Origin of the sequence: Nostoc sp. 2RC, from assembly GCF_014222165.1 — a bacterium.
Taxonomy (GTDB): Bacteria; Cyanobacteriota; Cyanobacteriia; order Cyanobacteriales; family Nostocaceae; genus Nostoc; species Nostoc linckia.
Window position 1 is genome coordinate 1 of record NZ_JACKZU010000156.1, and the last position, 18,235, is coordinate 18,235.

The 18,235-nt window shown below is 37.0% G+C and carries 11 protein-coding genes; 4 read left to right on the forward strand and 7 right to left on the reverse strand.

Annotation, left to right across the window (positions count from 1 at the left end):
* Positions 1-46: 46 nt before the first annotated feature.
* Complete coding sequence (locus tag GNE10_RS18145) at positions 47-208, reverse strand: hypothetical protein (RefSeq protein WP_185566391.1); 162 nt, start codon at positions 206-208, stop codon at positions 47-49.
* A 302-nt stretch (positions 209-510) separates the two neighbouring features.
* Between GNE10_RS18145 and GNE10_RS18150 the strand changes: the two genes are divergently transcribed.
* Both GNE10_RS18150 and GNE10_RS18155 read left to right on the forward strand, forming a co-directional pair.
* On the forward strand, positions 511-825 hold the full coding sequence (locus GNE10_RS18150; RefSeq protein WP_096535928.1) for an RNA-binding protein: 315 nt from the start codon (positions 511-513) through the stop codon (positions 823-825).
* A 397-nt stretch (positions 826-1,222) separates the two neighbouring features.
* Positions 1,223-2,827, forward strand: a complete 1,605-nt coding sequence (locus GNE10_RS18155) for an NAD(P)H-quinone oxidoreductase subunit N (RefSeq protein ID WP_185566383.1) — start codon at positions 1,223-1,225, stop codon at positions 2,825-2,827.
* 220 nt (positions 2,828-3,047) lie between these two features.
* Here GNE10_RS18155 and GNE10_RS18160 read toward each other — a convergent pair whose 3' ends face one another.
* The 5 genes from GNE10_RS18160 to GNE10_RS18180 form a co-directional block, all read right to left on the reverse strand.
* Positions 3,048-4,412, reverse strand: coding sequence for an ATP-binding protein (locus tag GNE10_RS18160; RefSeq protein WP_185566384.1), 1,365 nt, complete (start codon positions 4,410-4,412; stop codon positions 3,048-3,050).
* An 82-nt stretch (positions 4,413-4,494) separates the two neighbouring features.
* Positions 4,495-5,037, reverse strand: coding sequence for a methanogen output domain 1-containing protein (locus GNE10_RS18165; protein ID WP_185566385.1), 543 nt, complete (start codon positions 5,035-5,037; stop codon positions 4,495-4,497).
* A gap of 324 nt (positions 5,038-5,361) precedes the next feature.
* Positions 5,362-6,405 (reverse strand): sensor histidine kinase, encoded by a 1,044-nt coding sequence (locus GNE10_RS18170; protein WP_185566386.1) that lies wholly within the window; start codon positions 6,403-6,405, stop codon positions 5,362-5,364.
* Positions 6,406-6,411: 6 nt separating this feature from the next.
* Entirely contained in the window at positions 6,412-7,563 is a 1,152-nt protein-coding gene (locus GNE10_RS18175) for an FIST signal transduction protein (RefSeq protein WP_185566387.1), read from the reverse strand.
* Positions 7,564-7,619: 56 nt separating this feature from the next.
* Positions 7,620-8,936 carry a response regulator gene (locus tag GNE10_RS18180; protein ID WP_185566388.1) on the reverse strand — a complete coding sequence of 439 codons (1,317 nt, stop codon included), beginning with the start codon at positions 8,934-8,936 and terminating at the stop codon, positions 7,620-7,622.
* Positions 8,937-9,683: 747 nt separating this feature from the next.
* Between GNE10_RS18180 and GNE10_RS18185 the strand changes: the two genes are divergently transcribed.
* Positions 9,684-10,670 carry a terpene synthase family protein gene (locus GNE10_RS18185; protein WP_185566389.1) on the forward strand — a complete coding sequence of 329 codons (987 nt, stop codon included), beginning with the start codon at positions 9,684-9,686 and terminating at the stop codon, positions 10,668-10,670.
* A 27-nt stretch (positions 10,671-10,697) separates the two neighbouring features.
* Positions 10,698-12,089 carry a cytochrome P450 gene (locus GNE10_RS18190; protein ID WP_185566390.1) on the forward strand — a complete coding sequence of 464 codons (1,392 nt, stop codon included), beginning with the start codon at positions 10,698-10,700 and terminating at the stop codon, positions 12,087-12,089.
* A 158-nt stretch (positions 12,090-12,247) separates the two neighbouring features.
* Here the strand turns inward: GNE10_RS18190 and GNE10_RS18195 are convergent, their stop codons facing one another.
* Positions 12,248-18,040: a protein kinase domain-containing protein gene (locus tag GNE10_RS18195; RefSeq protein WP_260446923.1), complete on the reverse strand. Its 5,793-nt coding sequence runs from the start codon at positions 18,038-18,040 to the stop codon at positions 12,248-12,250.
* Positions 18,041-18,235: the final 195 nt, after the last annotated feature.

An 18,235-nucleotide genomic window follows, 5' to 3' on the forward strand; every position in this document is an offset into this window, starting at 1 on the left:
AGGGTTAGGGTGGGGTAAAAATATTTGATACATCAATCATGACTTTTCAAACATCTTCTAAGCCAAGTTCCATTCTTGCCATACCATATCCATCTAATAGCATATGTAAACGAGTAATTGAACGTTTACCTAAATACATACCCGGCCTTTCTTTAATTCTTTGTAGCAAATTGAAGAAATATTCAGATTTAACATCTAATTTATTCATGCCTTACGATTTGACTACAATAAAATCAGCCTGTGAAGCAATTTGCTTGATAAAATAAGAGAAAAACCTGATTCTGAAATTGAACGCTAACCTAAAAAAACATCAATCATAAGTATAGGCAAAACCGATGGATTGTACCATACATGAGGACAGATGCACGAATTTGGGCTTGGCCAAATGGAAAGTTATGGTAGGATAATTTTGGAGAAGTTAAGTTCGGCGATACGAATCTTGTTTTTAGTAATAATTGCAAGCGGCTCTCCGGATAAACATCTCTGCATCAATGGATTCTGGAGAGTTTCATGTCAATCTACGTAGGGAACCTATCCTACAGCGTCACACAAGATGACCTTAGTAAGGTATTTTCCGAATATGGTGCCGTTACACGCGTTCAATTACCCACAGACAGGGAAACAGGACGCGCACGGGGCTTTGGTTTTGTGGAAATGGAATCATCAGCCGCAGAAGACGCTGCTATTCAGGCTTTAGATGGTGCCGAATGGATGGGTCGTGTAATGAAAGTTAACAAAGCAAGACCACGAGAGGAGAAAGCTACTCGCTCTGGCGGTGGTGGTTGGCAAAAAAATAATAACAGTGGATACTCACGAGGGTATTAAGTTTTGAGACGATTGACAAAGGCAAAAGCTTTATTAGCTATGTCTACGACGGGCTACGCCTACGCCAAGCAAAAACTACACCAAAATTAGCAGTTTAGTAGATAACTGAAGCTACAAAAATTGTAAGTAAGCAGTTCAGAAGAGCCTGAACTGCTTATTTGTTTGAAACATCAATGTTGAATGTAAATTAGCAATCTAATACTCTTCAACATAATTTAATTCGATGGTCAGCATAGTAATTTGTCTAGCAACAAGCTGTTACTCTTTGTTGGAGCTACTTGCATCCAAGGGGGAATTTTAGCTTAAGAGAGAAATTTTAATGCAATTTTGGTAAAGAACAATAGATAGAATGAACAGAGTTAGCCTTAATGTCTAATCGCCAAAACCTATACATCTCATGGATTTTGCTAATCTTGCATCCCAGTTAAATGCTGGAACGATCTTACCAGAGGGAATTGTGATTCTCACCCTCTTGGGGGTTTTGATTGTTGATTTGATTTTGGGGCGTACATCCTCGCGTTCGATTGGATATCTAGCGATCGCGGGTTTATTAGCTTCGATTATCGCCCTGTCTTTGCAATGGGATGCTTCCAATCCCATCTCTTTTAGCGGCGGCTTTAACAGTGACAACCTGAGTATCGTCTTTCGCGGTATCATCGCGTTGTCTGCCGCTTTTACTATACTGATGTCAATTCGCTACATTGAGCAGAGTGGCACCGCTTTAGCAGAATTCATCGCTATTTTGCTGACTGCTACCCTTGGAGGGATGTTTTTATCCGGGGCTAGTGAGTTAGTCATGATTTTTATCTCCCTAGAAACCCTGAGTATTTCCTCTTACTTGCTAACAGGATATACCAAGCGTGACCCCCGCTCGAACGAAGCGGCGCTGAAATACTTGTTAATTGGAGCTTCCAGTACAGCAGTATTTTTGTACGGAGTATCATTGCTGTATGGGTTATCAGGTGGACAAACTGAACTAAGTGCGATCGCCACTGGCATTGCCACAGCTAAGGCTGGTCAATCTTTAGGTTTAGTCATTGCTCTGGTGTTTGTAATCGCAGGTATTGGCTTTAAAATCTCCGCCGCACCCTTCCACCAGTGGACGCCAGACGTTTACGAAGGCGCTCCCACCCCGGTAATCGCCTTTTTATCCGTAGGTTCCAAAGCAGCTGGATTTGCTTTAGCTATCCGCTTGCTGACAACAGCCTTTCCACTGGTTGTAGAAGAGTGGAAGTTTGTCTTCACTGCTCTGGCCGTTCTCAGCATGATTTTGGGTAACGTAGTCGCCCTAGCCCAAACCAGCATGAAACGGATGCTAGCTTATTCATCCATTGCCCAAGCCGGCTTTGTGATGATTGGCTTAATCGCTAGCACACAGGCAGGGTACGCCAGTATGATCTTTTACCTCCTGGTTTACCTATTCATGAACCTGTGCGGTTTTACCTGCATCATTCTGTTCTCCTTGCGGACGGGAACCGACCAAATTGCCGAATATTCTGGACTATATCAAAAAGACCCACTTCTAACATTGGGCTTGAGTATCTCCCTACTTTCCTTGGGCGGTATTCCACCATTGGCTGGGTTTTTTGGCAAGATTTACTTGTTTTGGGCTGGTTGGCAAGCAGGTCTTTACGGTTTAGTCTTGCTGGGTTTAGTTACTAGCGTTGTCTCCATCTACTACTACATTCGCGTAGTCAAGATGATGGTGGTCAAAGAACCCCATGAAATGTCCGACGCCGTGAAAAATTATCCCCCAGTAAGTTGGAATCTGCCTGGATTTAGACCTTTGCAAGTCGGCTTAGTGGTTACTTTAATCGCCACTTCCATTGCCGGGATTTTGTCAAATCCATTATTTACATTGGTTAACCATTCCATCACCCATAGTGCAATTTTGCAAGCAACAGTCAATAGCACTGTACAAGGACAAAATCCACCAATTGTGCCAAACTTAGATTCAGTAAGTCAGTCTCAACACGTAGTTGATTCGACTGCTAAGATTTAATCTTCTGCATCTGAATAAAACTCTGTGCTACCAAAGAAGCGCCTGTTTGTTAATTAGCAAACAGGCGTTTTTTAAATTCGATTTACTGAGCCAAGATTTATCGCAATTGAAGTATATTTTAGGAAATAAGCTTACCCTGAAATCCATATACCAAGATACTTTAAAGCCTATTGCCTATTGCCTACCATAGAACTACATTATCAATCCAAAATCTCAAATTCTATGAACAAATAGGTATTTTAATAACAAATTCTGCACCTTTACCGGGAGTAGAAAAACAGCTAAGTTTGCCGCCATGTTTTTCCACGATAATCTGATAACTGATAAATAAACCCAGCCCAGTGCCTTGACCCACAGGCTTAGTAGTAAAAAATGGGTCAAATAGCTTTGAGCTAACTTGTTCGTCGATTCCCAAACCATTATCAGCAATAGTAACCATTATCGAGTTTTTATCGATTACTTCAGTAATAATTTGAATTTGGGGATTGTCAGTTGTTTGTGAATTGACTGCTGACCACCGACCATTGAGTGCCGACTTTTCCAAAGCATCAATGGCATTCACCAAGATATTCATAAATACTTGATTGAGTTGACCGGGGTAGCAAGTGACATTGGGTAGTTGCCCATATTTTTTAACGACTTTGATTTCTGGACACTCATCTTTAGCTTGCAGCCGATGATCCAAAATCATTAAAGTACTATCAATTCCCTCATGAATATTAACTTGCTTTAGTTCAGCTTCATCAAGTCTAGAAAAACTTCTTAATGATTTAACAATATCTTGAATGCGCTGTGTCCCCACCGTCATAGAATTGAAGAGTTTAGTTATATCTTCAATGAGGAAATTTAAGTCTATTTCTTCTATTTGTTGTTGAATTTCTAGAGGCGGATTTTGACAAATTGTTTGATAAATTTCCACTAATTTGAGTAAATCTTGAGTGTATTTATAGGCATGATGAAGGTTGCCATAAATAAAACTCACGGGGTTATTAACTTCGTGAGCAATACCAGCCACCATCTGACCTAAACTAGACATTTTTTCAGCTTGGATTAGCTGAGTTTGGGTGAGTTGTAGTTCCTTTAGTGTTTCTTGTAAAGCAGTTGTACGTTCTTCAACCCGAATTTCTAGTTCTTCATTTGCTTTTTGGAGTTCTAACTCCGCTTGTTTGCGTTTTTGAACTTCTTTTGCTAACTGATCGATTTTTTGGTTGAGAAGAAGGAAATTATTGCTGGCTACATTTCTATTTTCCAAGCGCAAAAGAATTAAAGCTGAAGATTCAGGAGACCAAGGTTGGATAACTGCTCCTTGAGTACGACACCTTAATGTTTGCCCATCATTTCTATTTAAAGTTAAAGAACCTAAAATCATGGCTCTACTAGTGGAACAAGCTTGTAAATACTTGATAATATCGCTAGCAGGCTCAGTTACCAAATCAAAGAGCATTTTCCCTTGGAGTTCCTGACGGCGTAATTTCAGCATATCTGCTACTGCTTGATTGGTAGCTAAAACTTGACCTTCATTAGTTACTAAAAGTAAAGGTTCTGGTAAAACTATGGCAAGTTCAATAAATTGTTCAGGAGTCATGGGCTTGCAATTTAAACTTGGACTAAACTTTACCGCTCTACACCAGAGCTAGTATGGTGGAATTAATTTAGTAGCCAAGAGTTTACATAGATTCTACCCCTCTAAAGTATTCTCTACCTTCTACCTCTTCCGCCTCTGGGGTAAGTTTTAAATAAACGATAACTCTGCACCCAGAATCTCCCTGTGCTATAGTATTTTGCAATTGCACTTTCGCATATCCTAGATTATTCGCTGCGATGGTTCCAAAGACATTTGAAGTCATCATACACATAGCAGGACGATTAACAACTTTGTCCCCAAATGGACAAACGCGGTTACCAAAAACAATTTTTTCATCATCCTGTTCAATAATATAAAAATCACCTTGAATGCGTTTTTTTAAATCAACTAAGACATCAGCTACTTGCTTTTGGGAAAGATGTGAGACTTCTAAAGCAGATTTATAATCTTGGTTAATCTGACTACCCATCCTTTCACCAACTACACTAATAAATCCAGAAGCCTCTTCTAAGCCAACTACATCCTGTAATGTACCAGATAATTCTCTGATTAATGTACGTAAAAATAGATCGCGTTCTAATGGGAGATTCAGGCTACTTATTGAATGATTAAAGGAAGTTGACATAAACTTTCAAAACACAAGTTTAGAACTACAGTTTTAGAGTTCCCAAAAATAACTCTCAAGTAACTGAAATCAAGAGCTTTAATTTGTGTTAATTGTTGAATTTCGTATAAGCCGATATTGATACGCTTCTATTATCCAAAGGAAAATTTATGTAAACTATTTTTTAATAAAATTGAGACAGTATGCTCTCAAGATTTTCTATTTTGTCACATCATGAGAACGAGCGATCGCCCTCTGGGATCGCTTTTCTGTACTACGTCACGATGGTCATGACAAAATAGTGCTTGTGTAAGTCTTAACATTATTAGAAAAGATTTAACTATCTTAATAAAGTGGGATGGTGATTATAAATTCCGATCCTTCTCCCAACACAGAATTTACTTCCAAAGTTCCCTTGTGTTTTTGCACAATGATTTGATGGGCAATTGATAATCCTAATCCTGTTCCTTTACCCACCGTTTTAGTTGTAAATAAATGGTTAAAAATTTTTTCTTTTATTTCAGTTGATATTCCGACTCCATTATCTTTAATCCGAATCAAAACATGATTTTTATCTTCAGTTAGGGCAGTATGAATTGTAATTTGATTGGGATTGCCCTTAATTTCATCAAAAGTCAATCCAGAATTAGACTCTTCTAAAGCATCAATAGCATTTGCTAATAAATTCATAAATACCTGATTGAGTTGCCCAGGAAAGCATTCTACTAATGAAAATTCACCATAATCTTTAATTACTTGAATAGCAGGGCGATTTTTATTTGCTTGCAAACGATGTTTGAGAATAACGAGAGTACTATTAATACCTTCGTGAATGTTAAAGAGAATTTTTTGTTCTGTGTCTGCTCTAGAGAAAGTTCGTAAGCTCTTGCTGAGATTGGAAATCCGATCTGTACCTTCTTTGATGGAAGAAATGAGTTGAGGCAAGTCCTCACGAATAAATTCCAGGTCAATGGAGTTGCTTTTTTCTTGAATTTCCTCAGATGCTTGAGAATAAGTTTGCTGATAGATATCTAACAGAGACAATAACTTATCAATATACTCTTGAATCGGAGTTAAATTACCTGCTATAAATCCAATGGGATTGTTAATTTCGTGGGCGACATCTGCAACTAGACTTCCTAATGTGGACATTTTATTTTCCATCATCTGAAGATTAAAAACCATCAGTTCTAGTTCTTGACTTCTTTCTTCTAATTTATTTTGATATTCTTGTAATTCATAAATTACTTGTTTGAGTAAAGATTCTTTCTTTTTATTGATATCTTCTAATCTCATGCGGTCTGCCTCAGACCTCTCCAACTGTTTTTTGATGATTCTATTGGTTTTTCTGAGTTGTTGAATTTCTTTTTCACAATCAAAACTTTCCATCAAATTTTACTGAACTCCCAAAATTAAAGTTACAAAAGTTTCATTGTGAAATTGCGTTTGATTCATGAGGTCTATAGGAGCAATCTCTCCATTAGAATAAAATCCACAGATAGGTAAATAATTGTCCAGACAAATTTTGGTATTTTCGTACTCTTCTTGTGCCCTAGTACCAAGTATTTGCCTACGAGCTACACATGAAAAAAATAAAACAGCACTTGGTTCTTTACCTGGATAATGATTTAAAGCATTCATAAATGATGCTTTAGAAGCTGCAAGAATATCTTCATAACCTGCTTCAGAAATTTGAATCATTGCTTGGTCAGGAATATCTGCAAAAAACGTGATGCTGCCAGATTCTGGCTCATAAGCAATGGGCGCTCTAATATAAAACTTGTCTGTATCTTGCTCAAATACTGCTAGGGGATATTCCATTGAAGGAGGAAGCAACCCTAGATAATGATGATAAAAATCCAAGGCTGGTTTACCATCTATTTCATAGAGAATATTCTTATCTACTTTAGTTACTTTGCTGATTTGACCAATGGGATGCCAACCACTTGCAATACCATGAGAAAACAATATTTTGCCGCAAAAAAGTAGAATTGGTACAGAATCACTTAAAACTTCTGTTTGAAAAAATTGGTATGTATTTTGATATTTTGACTGGTCAGCTGCTAAACCGCCAAAGATTGGTACATTTTGACCAAGAGCTAGTTTTAAGCCATTTAATATAGAAACACCACTAGTTGTGAGACTCTCTGGATGAGTTAAACATAGGCTTGGTGCTGTTGTAGTTTTTGCTTTGGCTTGTTCTACAGCTTGTTTGGTTGCAGTAATTGTATCGGCTGAAATGTGGCGTCCAACTCCAGCATAAATTTCTACTTCGTCTGAGCAAAACAACATTAAAGTAATTGAGTCTTGCTGAAATTCTAAAACTGAAGAAATTTCACCATCTGTTGTTCCACCAATTAATTCAATCCCGCTAAAAACTTGATGAATTTGCTGCAAAATTAGGGAATGCTCAAAGTCAATTGCAGCAAAAAGAATTCCAGCTTGGGGAATATCTCCTGCCAAAGAAGTGATACATTGTTGAATAACGTCCTCAACTGCTGATAGAGAATCTGGATCGTTACTGTGACCTACTACTGCTTTGAACATAACATTGATTGATATATAAATAATTATTTCCGTACAAGATAATAGTTGTGAAATATTTAAATTGGCAGCTTAATAATAAATTCAGAACCTTGACCTGGTGCTGAATTTACTTCCAGAGTTCCTTTATGTTTTTCCACAACAATTTGACGAGCAATAGATAGTCCTAATCCTGTACCTTGACCTACAGGTTTGGTGGTGAATAAATGGTCAAAGATTTTTTGTTGGACTTCAGGGGACATGCCCACACCATTATCTTTAATGCGAATTAAGACATAATTATCTTCTGTGAGGCTAGTTTCAATCAAAATTTTGTTGGGATTGGTTTCAATTTCAATATAGCCACGCCCTAAATTAGATTCTTCTAAAGCATCAATCGCATTAGCTAATATATTCATAAATACCTGATTTAATTGTCCGCTAAAGCACTCTAAATCTGGTAAATTACCATAATTTTTGATAACTTCAATATTGGGGCGACACTCTGATGCTTTTAAACGATGTTTGAGGATCATAATTGTACTATCAATACCATCATGAATGTTGCAATAAACTTGGCGATCGCTGTCTGCTCTCGAAAAGTTTCGCAAGCTGGTACTGATGTTACGAATCCTTTGAACACCTTCTTTCATGGAAGAAATTAATTGAGGTAAATCAAAAAGTATATGCTGTAAATCCATCCCTGCAATTTCTTCTTGAATTTCTGCAACTGGATGAGGATAATGCTGTTGATATAGCTCAATTAGCTTAGTCATTGCTTGGAAATATACCGAAGCGTGACCGAGATTACCATGAATAAAACCAACTGGATTATTAATTTCATGAGCAACCCCCGCAACTAACTGACCAAGTGCAGACATTTTTTCTGTCTGTACAAGCTGAATTTGTGATTCTTGTAAATCTTTTAATGCTTTAGACAACGCTGCTGTTCTTTCTGCAACTCGGTTTTCTAAAGTTTTTGTTAGATTTCGTAATTGCAAATGAGTTTTAATTCTAGCTAGTAATTCTTCTTCATGAAAAGGTTTTGTAATGTAATCCACTGCACCAATATTTAGACCTTTAATTTTACTATCTGTATCTGAATTTCCTGTCATAAAGATTACAGGTATATCGCAAGTTTCAGCATTTTGCTTCAGCTTTTTACATGTTTCAAAACCATCGATTTTTGGCATCATTACATCTAATAAAATTAAATCAGGTAGTCTATATTCAACTTGTTTAAGTGCCTTTTCTCCATTAACTTCTGTTACCACTTTAAAGCCTGCATCAGTTAATATTTGAAAGACGATTTGTAAATTAGTAGTAGTATCATCTACTACTAAAATCAAAATCTCTTCCGAGACATTAGATATATTTATTTCTGGTTTATAGCTCATGTATTTAAATTAATTTAACTCCTTATTACTTGTCGAATGCGATCGCAAGCAAGCTATCTCATTTGCTTAACTGACTGAGAAATTTACAGTGTAACAATACTATAGTTCCCAAAAACTCTAATAACAGCAACATTCTGACATCAAAAATTGAGATTGCACTAGGGCGATCGCCACATATGGATATACCACCAAAATCTCGTTTTTTCTACAATTGGTCATTATTACTCTTGTTTTTTAAAGAACGAGCGCTAGCTAACAAAAATATTTTTCATGCCATATTGGAAATTTTTTTGTTCGTCAACAGTATTTATGATGATGCAGACAACAACGTAATAATTTTTATCAAAAAAATATAAATACAGATAATTACGGTTATTTTTTTTTCAGAAAAAAACAACAATGGCCAAGTAACTTGTGAAATATTCAAATACATCATATTTACCGCTATCAGCGGAGTAAGTATCAAGTTCATACTTGGGAAAACTTGGAACTATCGTGAATTTTTTCACAAAACTACGCCATAGCTAAAAAATAGCTATTGCCTTAGTTGCGTTCTCATTGATGTCAGGACTTACGCAGAAATCATAGAAAATATAACCACAGAGAACGCAGCGAAAAGTATGAGTGGAGATTCGCAACCATCATCACTTTTCAAGATAGAGAACACTGAAAAATAAGAGTTTGCGAGGTTTGTTGCGTAAGTCTGAGATGCTTATCGATTAAATTTAGTTAGCTCAGGAATTTTTTATGGAAGAATTACTTTTTCCTGGTTTACACTGCCCATTTCCACTCAAAGTTAATCGGCATGTTGATGTTTTACAAGAGTTTGGTATTGAATGGGTGGTTCGCTTCAACCTCTTGGCCAATGAATCAACTTATAAGCGGTTTTGTAAGTCTAATTTCTTTTTATTAGCTGCATCTGCCTATCCTGACAGCGATATTGAAGAAATTAAGATTGCAAATGATTGGTTAAGTTGGGTTTTTCTTTGGGACGATCAATGTGATTTATCAGATTTAGGAAAAAAACCTGACATTTTAAAGCTCCATAATCAGAGATATTTAGAAATCTTAAATGGGGCAGCCGTTACAAGCGAAGATACAGCCCTTGTTCTTGCTTTAAGTAACCTCAGAGAAAGGATTCTTGCAAAAACGAGTGTAACATGGTTCCATCATTTCATCACTAGCTTTCAGGAATGGTTAGAGGCATGTACTGAGGAAGCAGCAATCCGCGCCAAGGGAATCGTACCAGATGTGGATACATATATCATGACGCGTAAATCAAGTATAGGTGTTGATGCTTTTCTAACTTTGACTGAATTTTGCCATAATTTAACGATTCCGGACTTTATACGAAAACATGAAATAATTCTCAAATTGCAATTTCTTACAGGACATATCATTGCCTGTTGTAATGATATCTTTTCTGTATCTAGAGAAATGTTGAGTGGTGATGTTCATAATTTAGTATTGGTACTGCACTATCAACAGCAAATTCCGATAAATCAGGCAATTTATCGTGTAGTAGAAATGCATAATAATGCCATACAAACAATGATGGATTTAGAGGCGTCTCTTCCCACATTTGGAGAAGAAGTAGATGCTGAACTTGCAAAATACATATCAGGAATGCACGCTTGGATACGCAGCAATCATGACTGGTATTCCCAGACAAGTCGCTATCAAAGTATCGAAAGGCTGGAACTAACACAAAATTATGAAGTGTTAAATTCTTGAGCGAGACTCAACCCGATCAAAAATTAAATGACATTACCTAATCTGATTAAAACTCCTTCGCTGCTACAAAAGCTGCAATGGATTACCGATCCTGTCGGCTATATGGAAAAAGCGGCTCAGCAATATCCTGATATTTTCACTGGTAGGATAGTTGGTTTTGGCGATACTGTGGTATTCGCGATCCATCCCCAGGCAATCCAGGAAATTCTCACTAATGACAGAAAGAAGTTTGTTGCTACTGGTGAAGCAAATAGAATTGTAGCTCCTTTACTGGGAGAAGCTTCGCTTTTCTTCAAAGAGGGTATTCCTCACAAACAAAAACGACAACTTGTAATGCCTGCTTTTCATGGGGAGCGAATGCGAGCTTATGGTGAACAAATCTGTAACTTATCTACAAAGGTTTTTAGTCAGTTACTGGTCAATCAGCACTTCTTAGCTCGTAATTTCACACAAGAGATAACCCTACAGGTAATATTACAGGTTGTCTTGGGGTTGAATGAGGGAGAAAAATTCCAAGAACTGAAATATTTATTACCCGAATTGTTGGATTTGACTCGATCGCCAATAACCTCTAGTTTATTCTTTTTCTCATTTTTGCAAAAGGATTTGGGAGCTTGGAGTCCTTGGGGAAAATTTCTACGCGATCGCCAGCAAGTTGATAAATTGCTCTATGCTGAAATTGCCGAACGTAGACAGCAACTGAATCCAGAACGCGCAGATATCTTATCTATGCTGGTGTTAGCGCAGGATGACACCGGTCAATCGATGACGGATAAAGAGTTACGCGATCAGTTGATGACTTTAATGCTTGCTGGATACGAAACTACAGCATCAGCGATCGCTTGGGGATTGTATTGGATTCACCAAAAACCTTTAGTTCGTGAAAAACTACTCCAAGAACTAGACACTCTCGGTGATTCCCCAGATCCCATGAGTATTTACCGTCTACCATATCTGACAGCTGTTTGTAATGAAACCTTGAGAATTCACCCTGTTGTTATGTTCTCTTTCCCTAGAGTAGTGCAAGAACCTATTGAACTCTTGGGACATCCTTTAGAACCTGGTACTGTGACACTTCCGAGTATTTATCTCACCCATCAACGTGAAGATTTATACCCCAAAGCACAGGAATTTCAACCAGAGCGCTTTTTAGAACGACAATTTTCTCCCTATGAATTTCTGCCCTTTGGGGCTGGTGTGCGTCGTTGTATTGGTGAAGCTTTAGCTGTGTTTCAAATGAAACTAGTATTAGCAACAGTGTTGTCAAACTATCAACTAGCGCTAGTCGATGGTCAAAGAGAGCGACCCCAACGTAAAGGCTTTACTCTTGCGCCTTCTTGTGGAGTCAAGATGGTTATGACAGGACACCGAGTGTGTCAAGAGTCTTTGACGAAAATAACAGCTATCTCTGTATCTTAGAACACAATACCCTTGGCTTGGGCTTTTGGGGGGATTCGGGAGTAGGGAGTAGGTCACGACTCCCGACTTTTTACCAAACTCACACAATACTGCTTTTTAAGCTGTTAACCGTCAACCGTCAACACCCAACATCAAATCCCATCCAGAGTAGGATAAACTTAACCTTGTTGCATTGGTATCTCAATCACGAACTCTGTGCCTTCTCCTATTGTGGAATTACAAGTTAAATTACCTTTGTGTTTGTCCACAATAATTTGATAGCTAATGGACAATCCTAAACCTGTACCACTTCCCACTGACTTAGTGGTAAAAAATGGGTCAAAAATTTTCTGACGCAGGGCTTCTGTGATACCAGAACCGTTATCGGCAATGCGAATTACCACTGTATTGGAATTTGTTAGTTGAGTAGAGATGCGAATTTTTGGAGAATGATTTTTGATTTGTTGTTGAGCTTTTGATACTCCCAAATCTCCATTAAGATTTATTTGTTGCTCATTTACAGATAATTCTTCTAAAGCATCGATGGCATTACTTAAGATATTCATAAATACCTGATTCAGCTGACCTGCATAGCAAGTTACTTCTGGTAGATTTCCGTATTCTTTGATGACTTCAATTTCCGGATAATCATTCTTCTCCTTAAGTCGATGCTGCAAAATCATCAAGGTATTATCTATTCCTTCGTGAATATCTACAGGCTTCATTTCATATTCATCAAGGCGTGAAAAGTTGCGTAAGCCTAAAACAATAGTGCGGATACGCGAACTGCCAACCTTCATGGAATCTAAAATTTTTGGCAAGTCTTTTGCTAGAAAATCTATGTCAATTTCCTCAGATTTATCCTCAATGGCAGGTGAAGAATCAGGATATTCTTGTTGATAAACAGTTACCAACTCTAGCAAATGGCGTACATACTCGCTAGCATGAGCAATATTTCCGTGAATAAAGTTAATGGGGTTATTAATTTCATGGGCAATTCCCGCTACCATTTGCCCTAATGAAGACATTTTTTCACTTTGAATTAATTGAATTTGGGCGCGTTTTAATTCCTGTATGGCCTGTTGTAATCTTTCATTTTTATCGTTTAATTCCTGCGTTCTTTCTTTAACTTTTTGCTCTAGAGTATGGTTGTATTTCTCTAAACTTTGTTTGGCTTGTGTTAAATTTTTGTAGAGGATGGCATTCTTAAGAGATATTGCTGCTTGGGTAGTGAGTAGTTTCAGAACTTCTACGCGATCGCGTGTAAATGCTCCAGTAGTTAAATTATTTTCTAGATAAATAATCCCAATTAATTGTCCTTGATTGATAATTGGTATAGACAGTAAACTCTTGGGTTCTTCACAGATAATATAGCTATCGGCTGCCAAAAAGGAAACAGCCATTGCATCATCGATAACCAAGATTTCCCTAGAACGTTTAACGTAGTTAATTAAAGTAATCGGAACATCGTAGCTTGATTCTAAAGAAATTGATGGAAATTCTGTATAGCTGTTTTCAAAATTGGAAATCGAACAAACTGCCGTGACAATTAATTCTAAGCTATCATCTTCACTTAAAATCAAAGCACATTTAGAAGCTCCAGCATTTTCGATGACGACTTCCATTAAACTAGAAAGCAGTCGTTCAAGCTCAATTTCCCCAGAAAGTGCTTGAGATGCTTTAATAAATGTAGCTAAATCCAAAGAATCAGAAATACTTGTCTTTGATCCAATCATAGTTTGTTGATTACTCAAACTCGATAAAGATATGTTCTTCAAAGAAGTACTTTCTTGGCTGGAATAGATATTTAGTTTGAGCTTTTCTTGCTGGAATACAGGAGCGAGTAATAAAGGATAGCGTTTTACCAAATCGTCAACTTTTGCTACGGCTCCCCAGCGAACATAACTATAGTAAGCGTCTGTAAGGTAACTTTGGGCAATTTTATGTTTGCCCCATTCTAGATAGAATTTAGCAGTGACTTCTTGAGCGAGAGCTTCTTCATGTAGATATTCATTTTCTTTAGCCAGAGAAATAGCGCGATCGTAAAATTCGATTGCTTCGAGATATTCACCACCAATGCGACACCGTTCAGCCTCTACAAGATAATATTTATGTAAATAATTCATCGGAGCATGATGTGTCCACTGCTGCATTTTATCTTGATTCAATCGAACCTTATCCATAATAGATTGTTGCTCTAAAACAGATACATTGGCATATAAGGCTAGTCGTATTAGTGAATCATAAAAATACAAAAGAGGAGTAACTAATTGTCCTCTTCCGCCATCTAAATATTTTTCTGCTAGGATAGCATTCTCTAAGGCTAAAGGGTATTTCTCAAATAAGTAACAAAGATGTAATTTGCTGACATAAAAATAGAAAATACCCATTACATCATTAGCTTCTCGATAAAGCGGTAACATCTTTTCTTCGTTGTAAGCTTCACCAATTAAACAACAAGGATTTTCTACATTACCTAGTAAATTTAAAACACTTTGTCTGTGGATACTAATCCAATTAAATACTGTTTCTTGTTTTATTTGAGCGATGGCATTACTATAAGCTGCCATTTCCCTTTCTAGCTCTGTCAATTCTCTACCAATAAAATATGAAGAATAGGAATAAGCATTAAGACAATAGGCTGCATATTCTAAATCTCCTGTTTCTATTCCAGAATAGTAACTCTCCAGTAAAGGTTTTAGTATTTGCTTAGTATGTTCCTTCCAATGTCTAATAGCTGTATTAAATGCAAGAATTATTTTGGTTTTGACTTCTTTAGCATTCAATTTTTCTACTAAATTCACACCTAATTGACCAAATTCATAGGCAGACTCAATATCTCCCACTACGCCAGTGAGTACTAACCCATAATTGACATAAGCAAAAGCAGACAAGGAACTATTGCCATATTTTAGAGATAAGTTGATTTGTTTGATATAAATCAGTGGAAACAGTTCCGGCGTCACTAAATAACTAATTGCAGTTATAGTCGATAGAATATGCATAACTGCTATTTGCTGAGCATCTATCATTTCCGGCAGTTCGATTAAATCCTGAATACGCCTGCCGTTGAGATTTGATGTTAATTCTGCCATTGCTAATTGAATATCAGACTTCCGTGGATGTTCGGGAAATTCCACTCCCAAAAGCTTCAAAAATGTAAGTGCGGTATTTATGGCCTCCAGTCCTTGATTCTGCGCTCCGTAAGCTTGAATTTTGACTTGATAAACTTTTATTTTTTCCAGCAGTGGTTTACGTAGCAACACCACCTCTGCAAATTGCTCCATCTGTTCAAAGTTACCGGCTAAATATGCTGCCTCTGTGGCAGTTTCATATAAGGCTAGGGTGAGATGATGTTTTGTTTCCCAACTATCAGGTGCTAGTAGCTGGATACCGATAGTTAAATATTTAAGTGCAGTTGCATAAGCTGTTGATGCTAAAGCTTTACGTCCAGCAATTAAGTTCATGTGGGCGAGTTCATCTCGCTTGCCTTGATGAGAGATAAATTCCACTGCAATATTCAGTTGATTAACAAGCTCAAAAATTCTTTCTTCTTGTTCTGCGATTGGAATATTGCTCAACAACAGTAGCCCAATTTTTAAGTGAATTGGCTTTTTTTGTTCTTCGGGAATTAAAGAATAAGCAGCTTGTTGTACGCGGTCGTGTACAAATTTATATTTAGGTATTTGCAAATTAGTACTTGTAATTTGTGTAGATTCTATACCCTGAATAATTAAGTCTTGATTAGTATTATCTGCCGGAAAAATATTGTAAATTTCTGTCTGTGGTAAAATGAGTCCATCCAGTAAAGCTTGCCACAAATCTGATGCTGTATCTACTACAGATTTTTCATGGACGATCGCTAAACTTTTTAAATCAAATTGATTGCCAATACAAGCAGCAAGCTTTAAGACTTTTTGGGTATTGATTGGCAGTTTTTCTATTTGAATGGCTATAAATTGTACTACATCATCCGTAAGAGCTAATTCTTTGATTTTAGCGATATCGTATTGCCAATAACCAAGCTCTAAATTTAATAAAATTAATCCTTCTTCGTATAAAGATTTGAGAAATTGAATAGAAAAGAATGGGTTACCTTTAGTTTTGGCAAACACCATCTGAGTCAAAGGAACAGCAACTAATTCTGGACAATGAAGAGTATCAGCAATTAAATGATTTAAATCTCCCTGATTTAAAGGTAATAAATTAATAGTACTAATGTTTGCTCCCGCTTGTTCAATCTCTTGGAGTGTTAAATAAAGTGGATGTGCTTTTGAAATTTCATTATCTCGATAAGAACCAATTAATAATAAACCTCTTTTGACTTCAGCTATTTTTTCTGTATCTTCTGAGATATCAGACAAGCTATTTTCACACATTAATAACTGAATTAATTTTAAAGAAGCTGTATCCGCCCATTGTAAATCATCGAGAAAGATAACAAGGGGACGCTCCTTTGTCGTGAAAATTTGAATGAATTTCTGGAATAATAAATTAAAACGATTTTGGGCGGCACTGCCAAAAAGTTCTGTAACTAAAGGTTGCTGACCAACAATCTGTTCGAGTTCAGGAATTACGTCAATAATTACCTGAGTTTGTGTGCCTAATTCTCGGAGAATCTTGGCTTTCCATTGTTGAATTTGGGCATCAGTTTCTGAGAGCAGTTGTCCGATTAAGTCTCGAAAAGCTTGCACTAACCCCGATAAAGGAATATCACGTTGAAACTGATCGAATTTTCCTTTGATAAAGTAACTCCGCTGACGCAGGATGGGTTTGTGAACTTCGTTAACTACAGCAGTTTTGCCAATGCCTGAGAAACCTGCGACTAATATCATTTCTACTCCCCTAATTCCCCTTTGACAGGTAGCAGGGATTTCCTGGCTTAAAGAAAGGGATTCTGTTAACTGATACTCCTTTTCCATGAGAGACTGCGCCAACCCAGAAACCGGAGGATAGGATCTAACGGAACAGCCAAGGGGGTTAGCAACTCGCTCAAAAGCAGCAAGTAGGGTTGCAACTTCATTTTGCCGGCCATAGAGTTTTTCGGGAATTACAAAACGGTCTGAGATGTCGCGGCTAGCTAGTTTAAAAGTTGCAATCTTTCCTATTTCTTGCCATTGCTTTTGGCACACTTCCAAATCATGCTTTAACCCCGATACGCTTTGATAGCGTTCCTCAGCATTTTTGGCCATCAGTTTGCTGATAATCTCAGACAAAATTGCTGGAATATTGGAATTTAGCTGGCTAGCTTTTAGCGGTTGTTTAGCAATATGAGAGTAAACTAACTCCATCGGATCTTTACTTATGAAAGGTACTTGTCCGGTAAGGAGTTCAAAAAAGGTTACACCCAGAGAATAAAAATCAGTGCGGTAGTCAATACCCCGGTTCATCCTACCAGTTTGTTCTGGAGAAATATAAGCAAGAGTACCTTCTAAAACGTTGGGGTTAATCAGACATTGGCTTTCTCTTGGTAAAAGTGTGGCAATACTAAAGTCGATGATTTTTATCTCACCTGTAGTTGGATTAATCAGGATATTGGCAGGTTTAATATCTTTGTGAATAATGCGATCGCGGTGCAGTCCTTCAAGAATAGAAGCAATTTTAATAGCAATATCAAAAAACTCATCTACAGAAATTTTATTCTCTTTTTGATCCTTGGCTTCCAGTCGCCATTTTTGTAGGGAAATACCACCAAAATCTTCCATCACTAAGATGTAACTATTGCGGTAATTATCTAAACTATAAGGTTTGATGATACCAGGTATATCGAGGTTTTTAGTGATGATATATTGATTGCGAAATTGGGCAATTTCCGCGAATGTAGGATATTCACTCCGCATCAATTTGAGAACTACTGATTTTTGGTCTTGCTCTCTAATACCCCGATAAACTAGGGTTTTACTACCTGAGTAAATTTGCTCAGTTATCCTATAGCCAGGAAACGCATATAGTGTATCTAGTACTATTGACATTGCAACCTATATTTATAATTTTGTTTCTATGGCTTAGTATTCCCCTGTTCAGACTATCGTTATCAGTAAATAGTCAAAATTATCCTTTTATTGGTGTTTATTACTTAAATTTTCATCAAAAATTTAATTATTATTCCTATATTTTGGAGAATATGAATTTTTGATGAAATTGTTAGTTAAATTACTATATTAAAC

What these genes read in the sequence shown, in the direction of transcription:
- GNE10_RS18145 (WP_185566391.1), bottom strand. Translation starts at nt 208, where the DNA reads ATGAATAAATTAGATGTTAAATCTGAATATTTCTTCAATTTGCTACAA.
- GNE10_RS18150 (WP_096535928.1), top strand. Translation starts at nt 511, where the DNA reads ATGTCAATCTACGTAGGGAACCTATCCTACAGCGTCACACAAGATGAC.
- GNE10_RS18155 (WP_185566383.1), top strand. Translation starts at nt 1,223, where the DNA reads ATGGATTTTGCTAATCTTGCATCCCAGTTAAATGCTGGAACGATCTTA.
- GNE10_RS18160 (WP_185566384.1), bottom strand. Translation starts at nt 4,412, where the DNA reads ATGACTCCTGAACAATTTATTGAACTTGCCATAGTTTTACCAGAACCT.
- GNE10_RS18165 (WP_185566385.1), bottom strand. Translation starts at nt 5,037, where the DNA reads ATGTCAACTTCCTTTAATCATTCAATAAGTAGCCTGAATCTCCCATTA.
- GNE10_RS18170 (WP_185566386.1), bottom strand. Translation starts at nt 6,405, where the DNA reads ATGGAAAGTTTTGATTGTGAAAAAGAAATTCAACAACTCAGAAAAACC.
- GNE10_RS18175 (WP_185566387.1), bottom strand. Translation starts at nt 7,563, where the DNA reads ATGTTCAAAGCAGTAGTAGGTCACAGTAACGATCCAGATTCTCTATCA.
- GNE10_RS18180 (WP_185566388.1), bottom strand. Translation starts at nt 8,936, where the DNA reads ATGAGCTATAAACCAGAAATAAATATATCTAATGTCTCGGAAGAGATT.
- GNE10_RS18185 (WP_185566389.1), top strand. Translation starts at nt 9,684, where the DNA reads ATGGAAGAATTACTTTTTCCTGGTTTACACTGCCCATTTCCACTCAAA.
- GNE10_RS18190 (WP_185566390.1), top strand. Translation starts at nt 10,698, where the DNA reads ATGACATTACCTAATCTGATTAAAACTCCTTCGCTGCTACAAAAGCTG.
- GNE10_RS18195 (WP_260446923.1), bottom strand. Translation starts at nt 18,040, where the DNA reads ATGTCAATAGTACTAGATACACTATATGCGTTTCCTGGCTATAGGATA.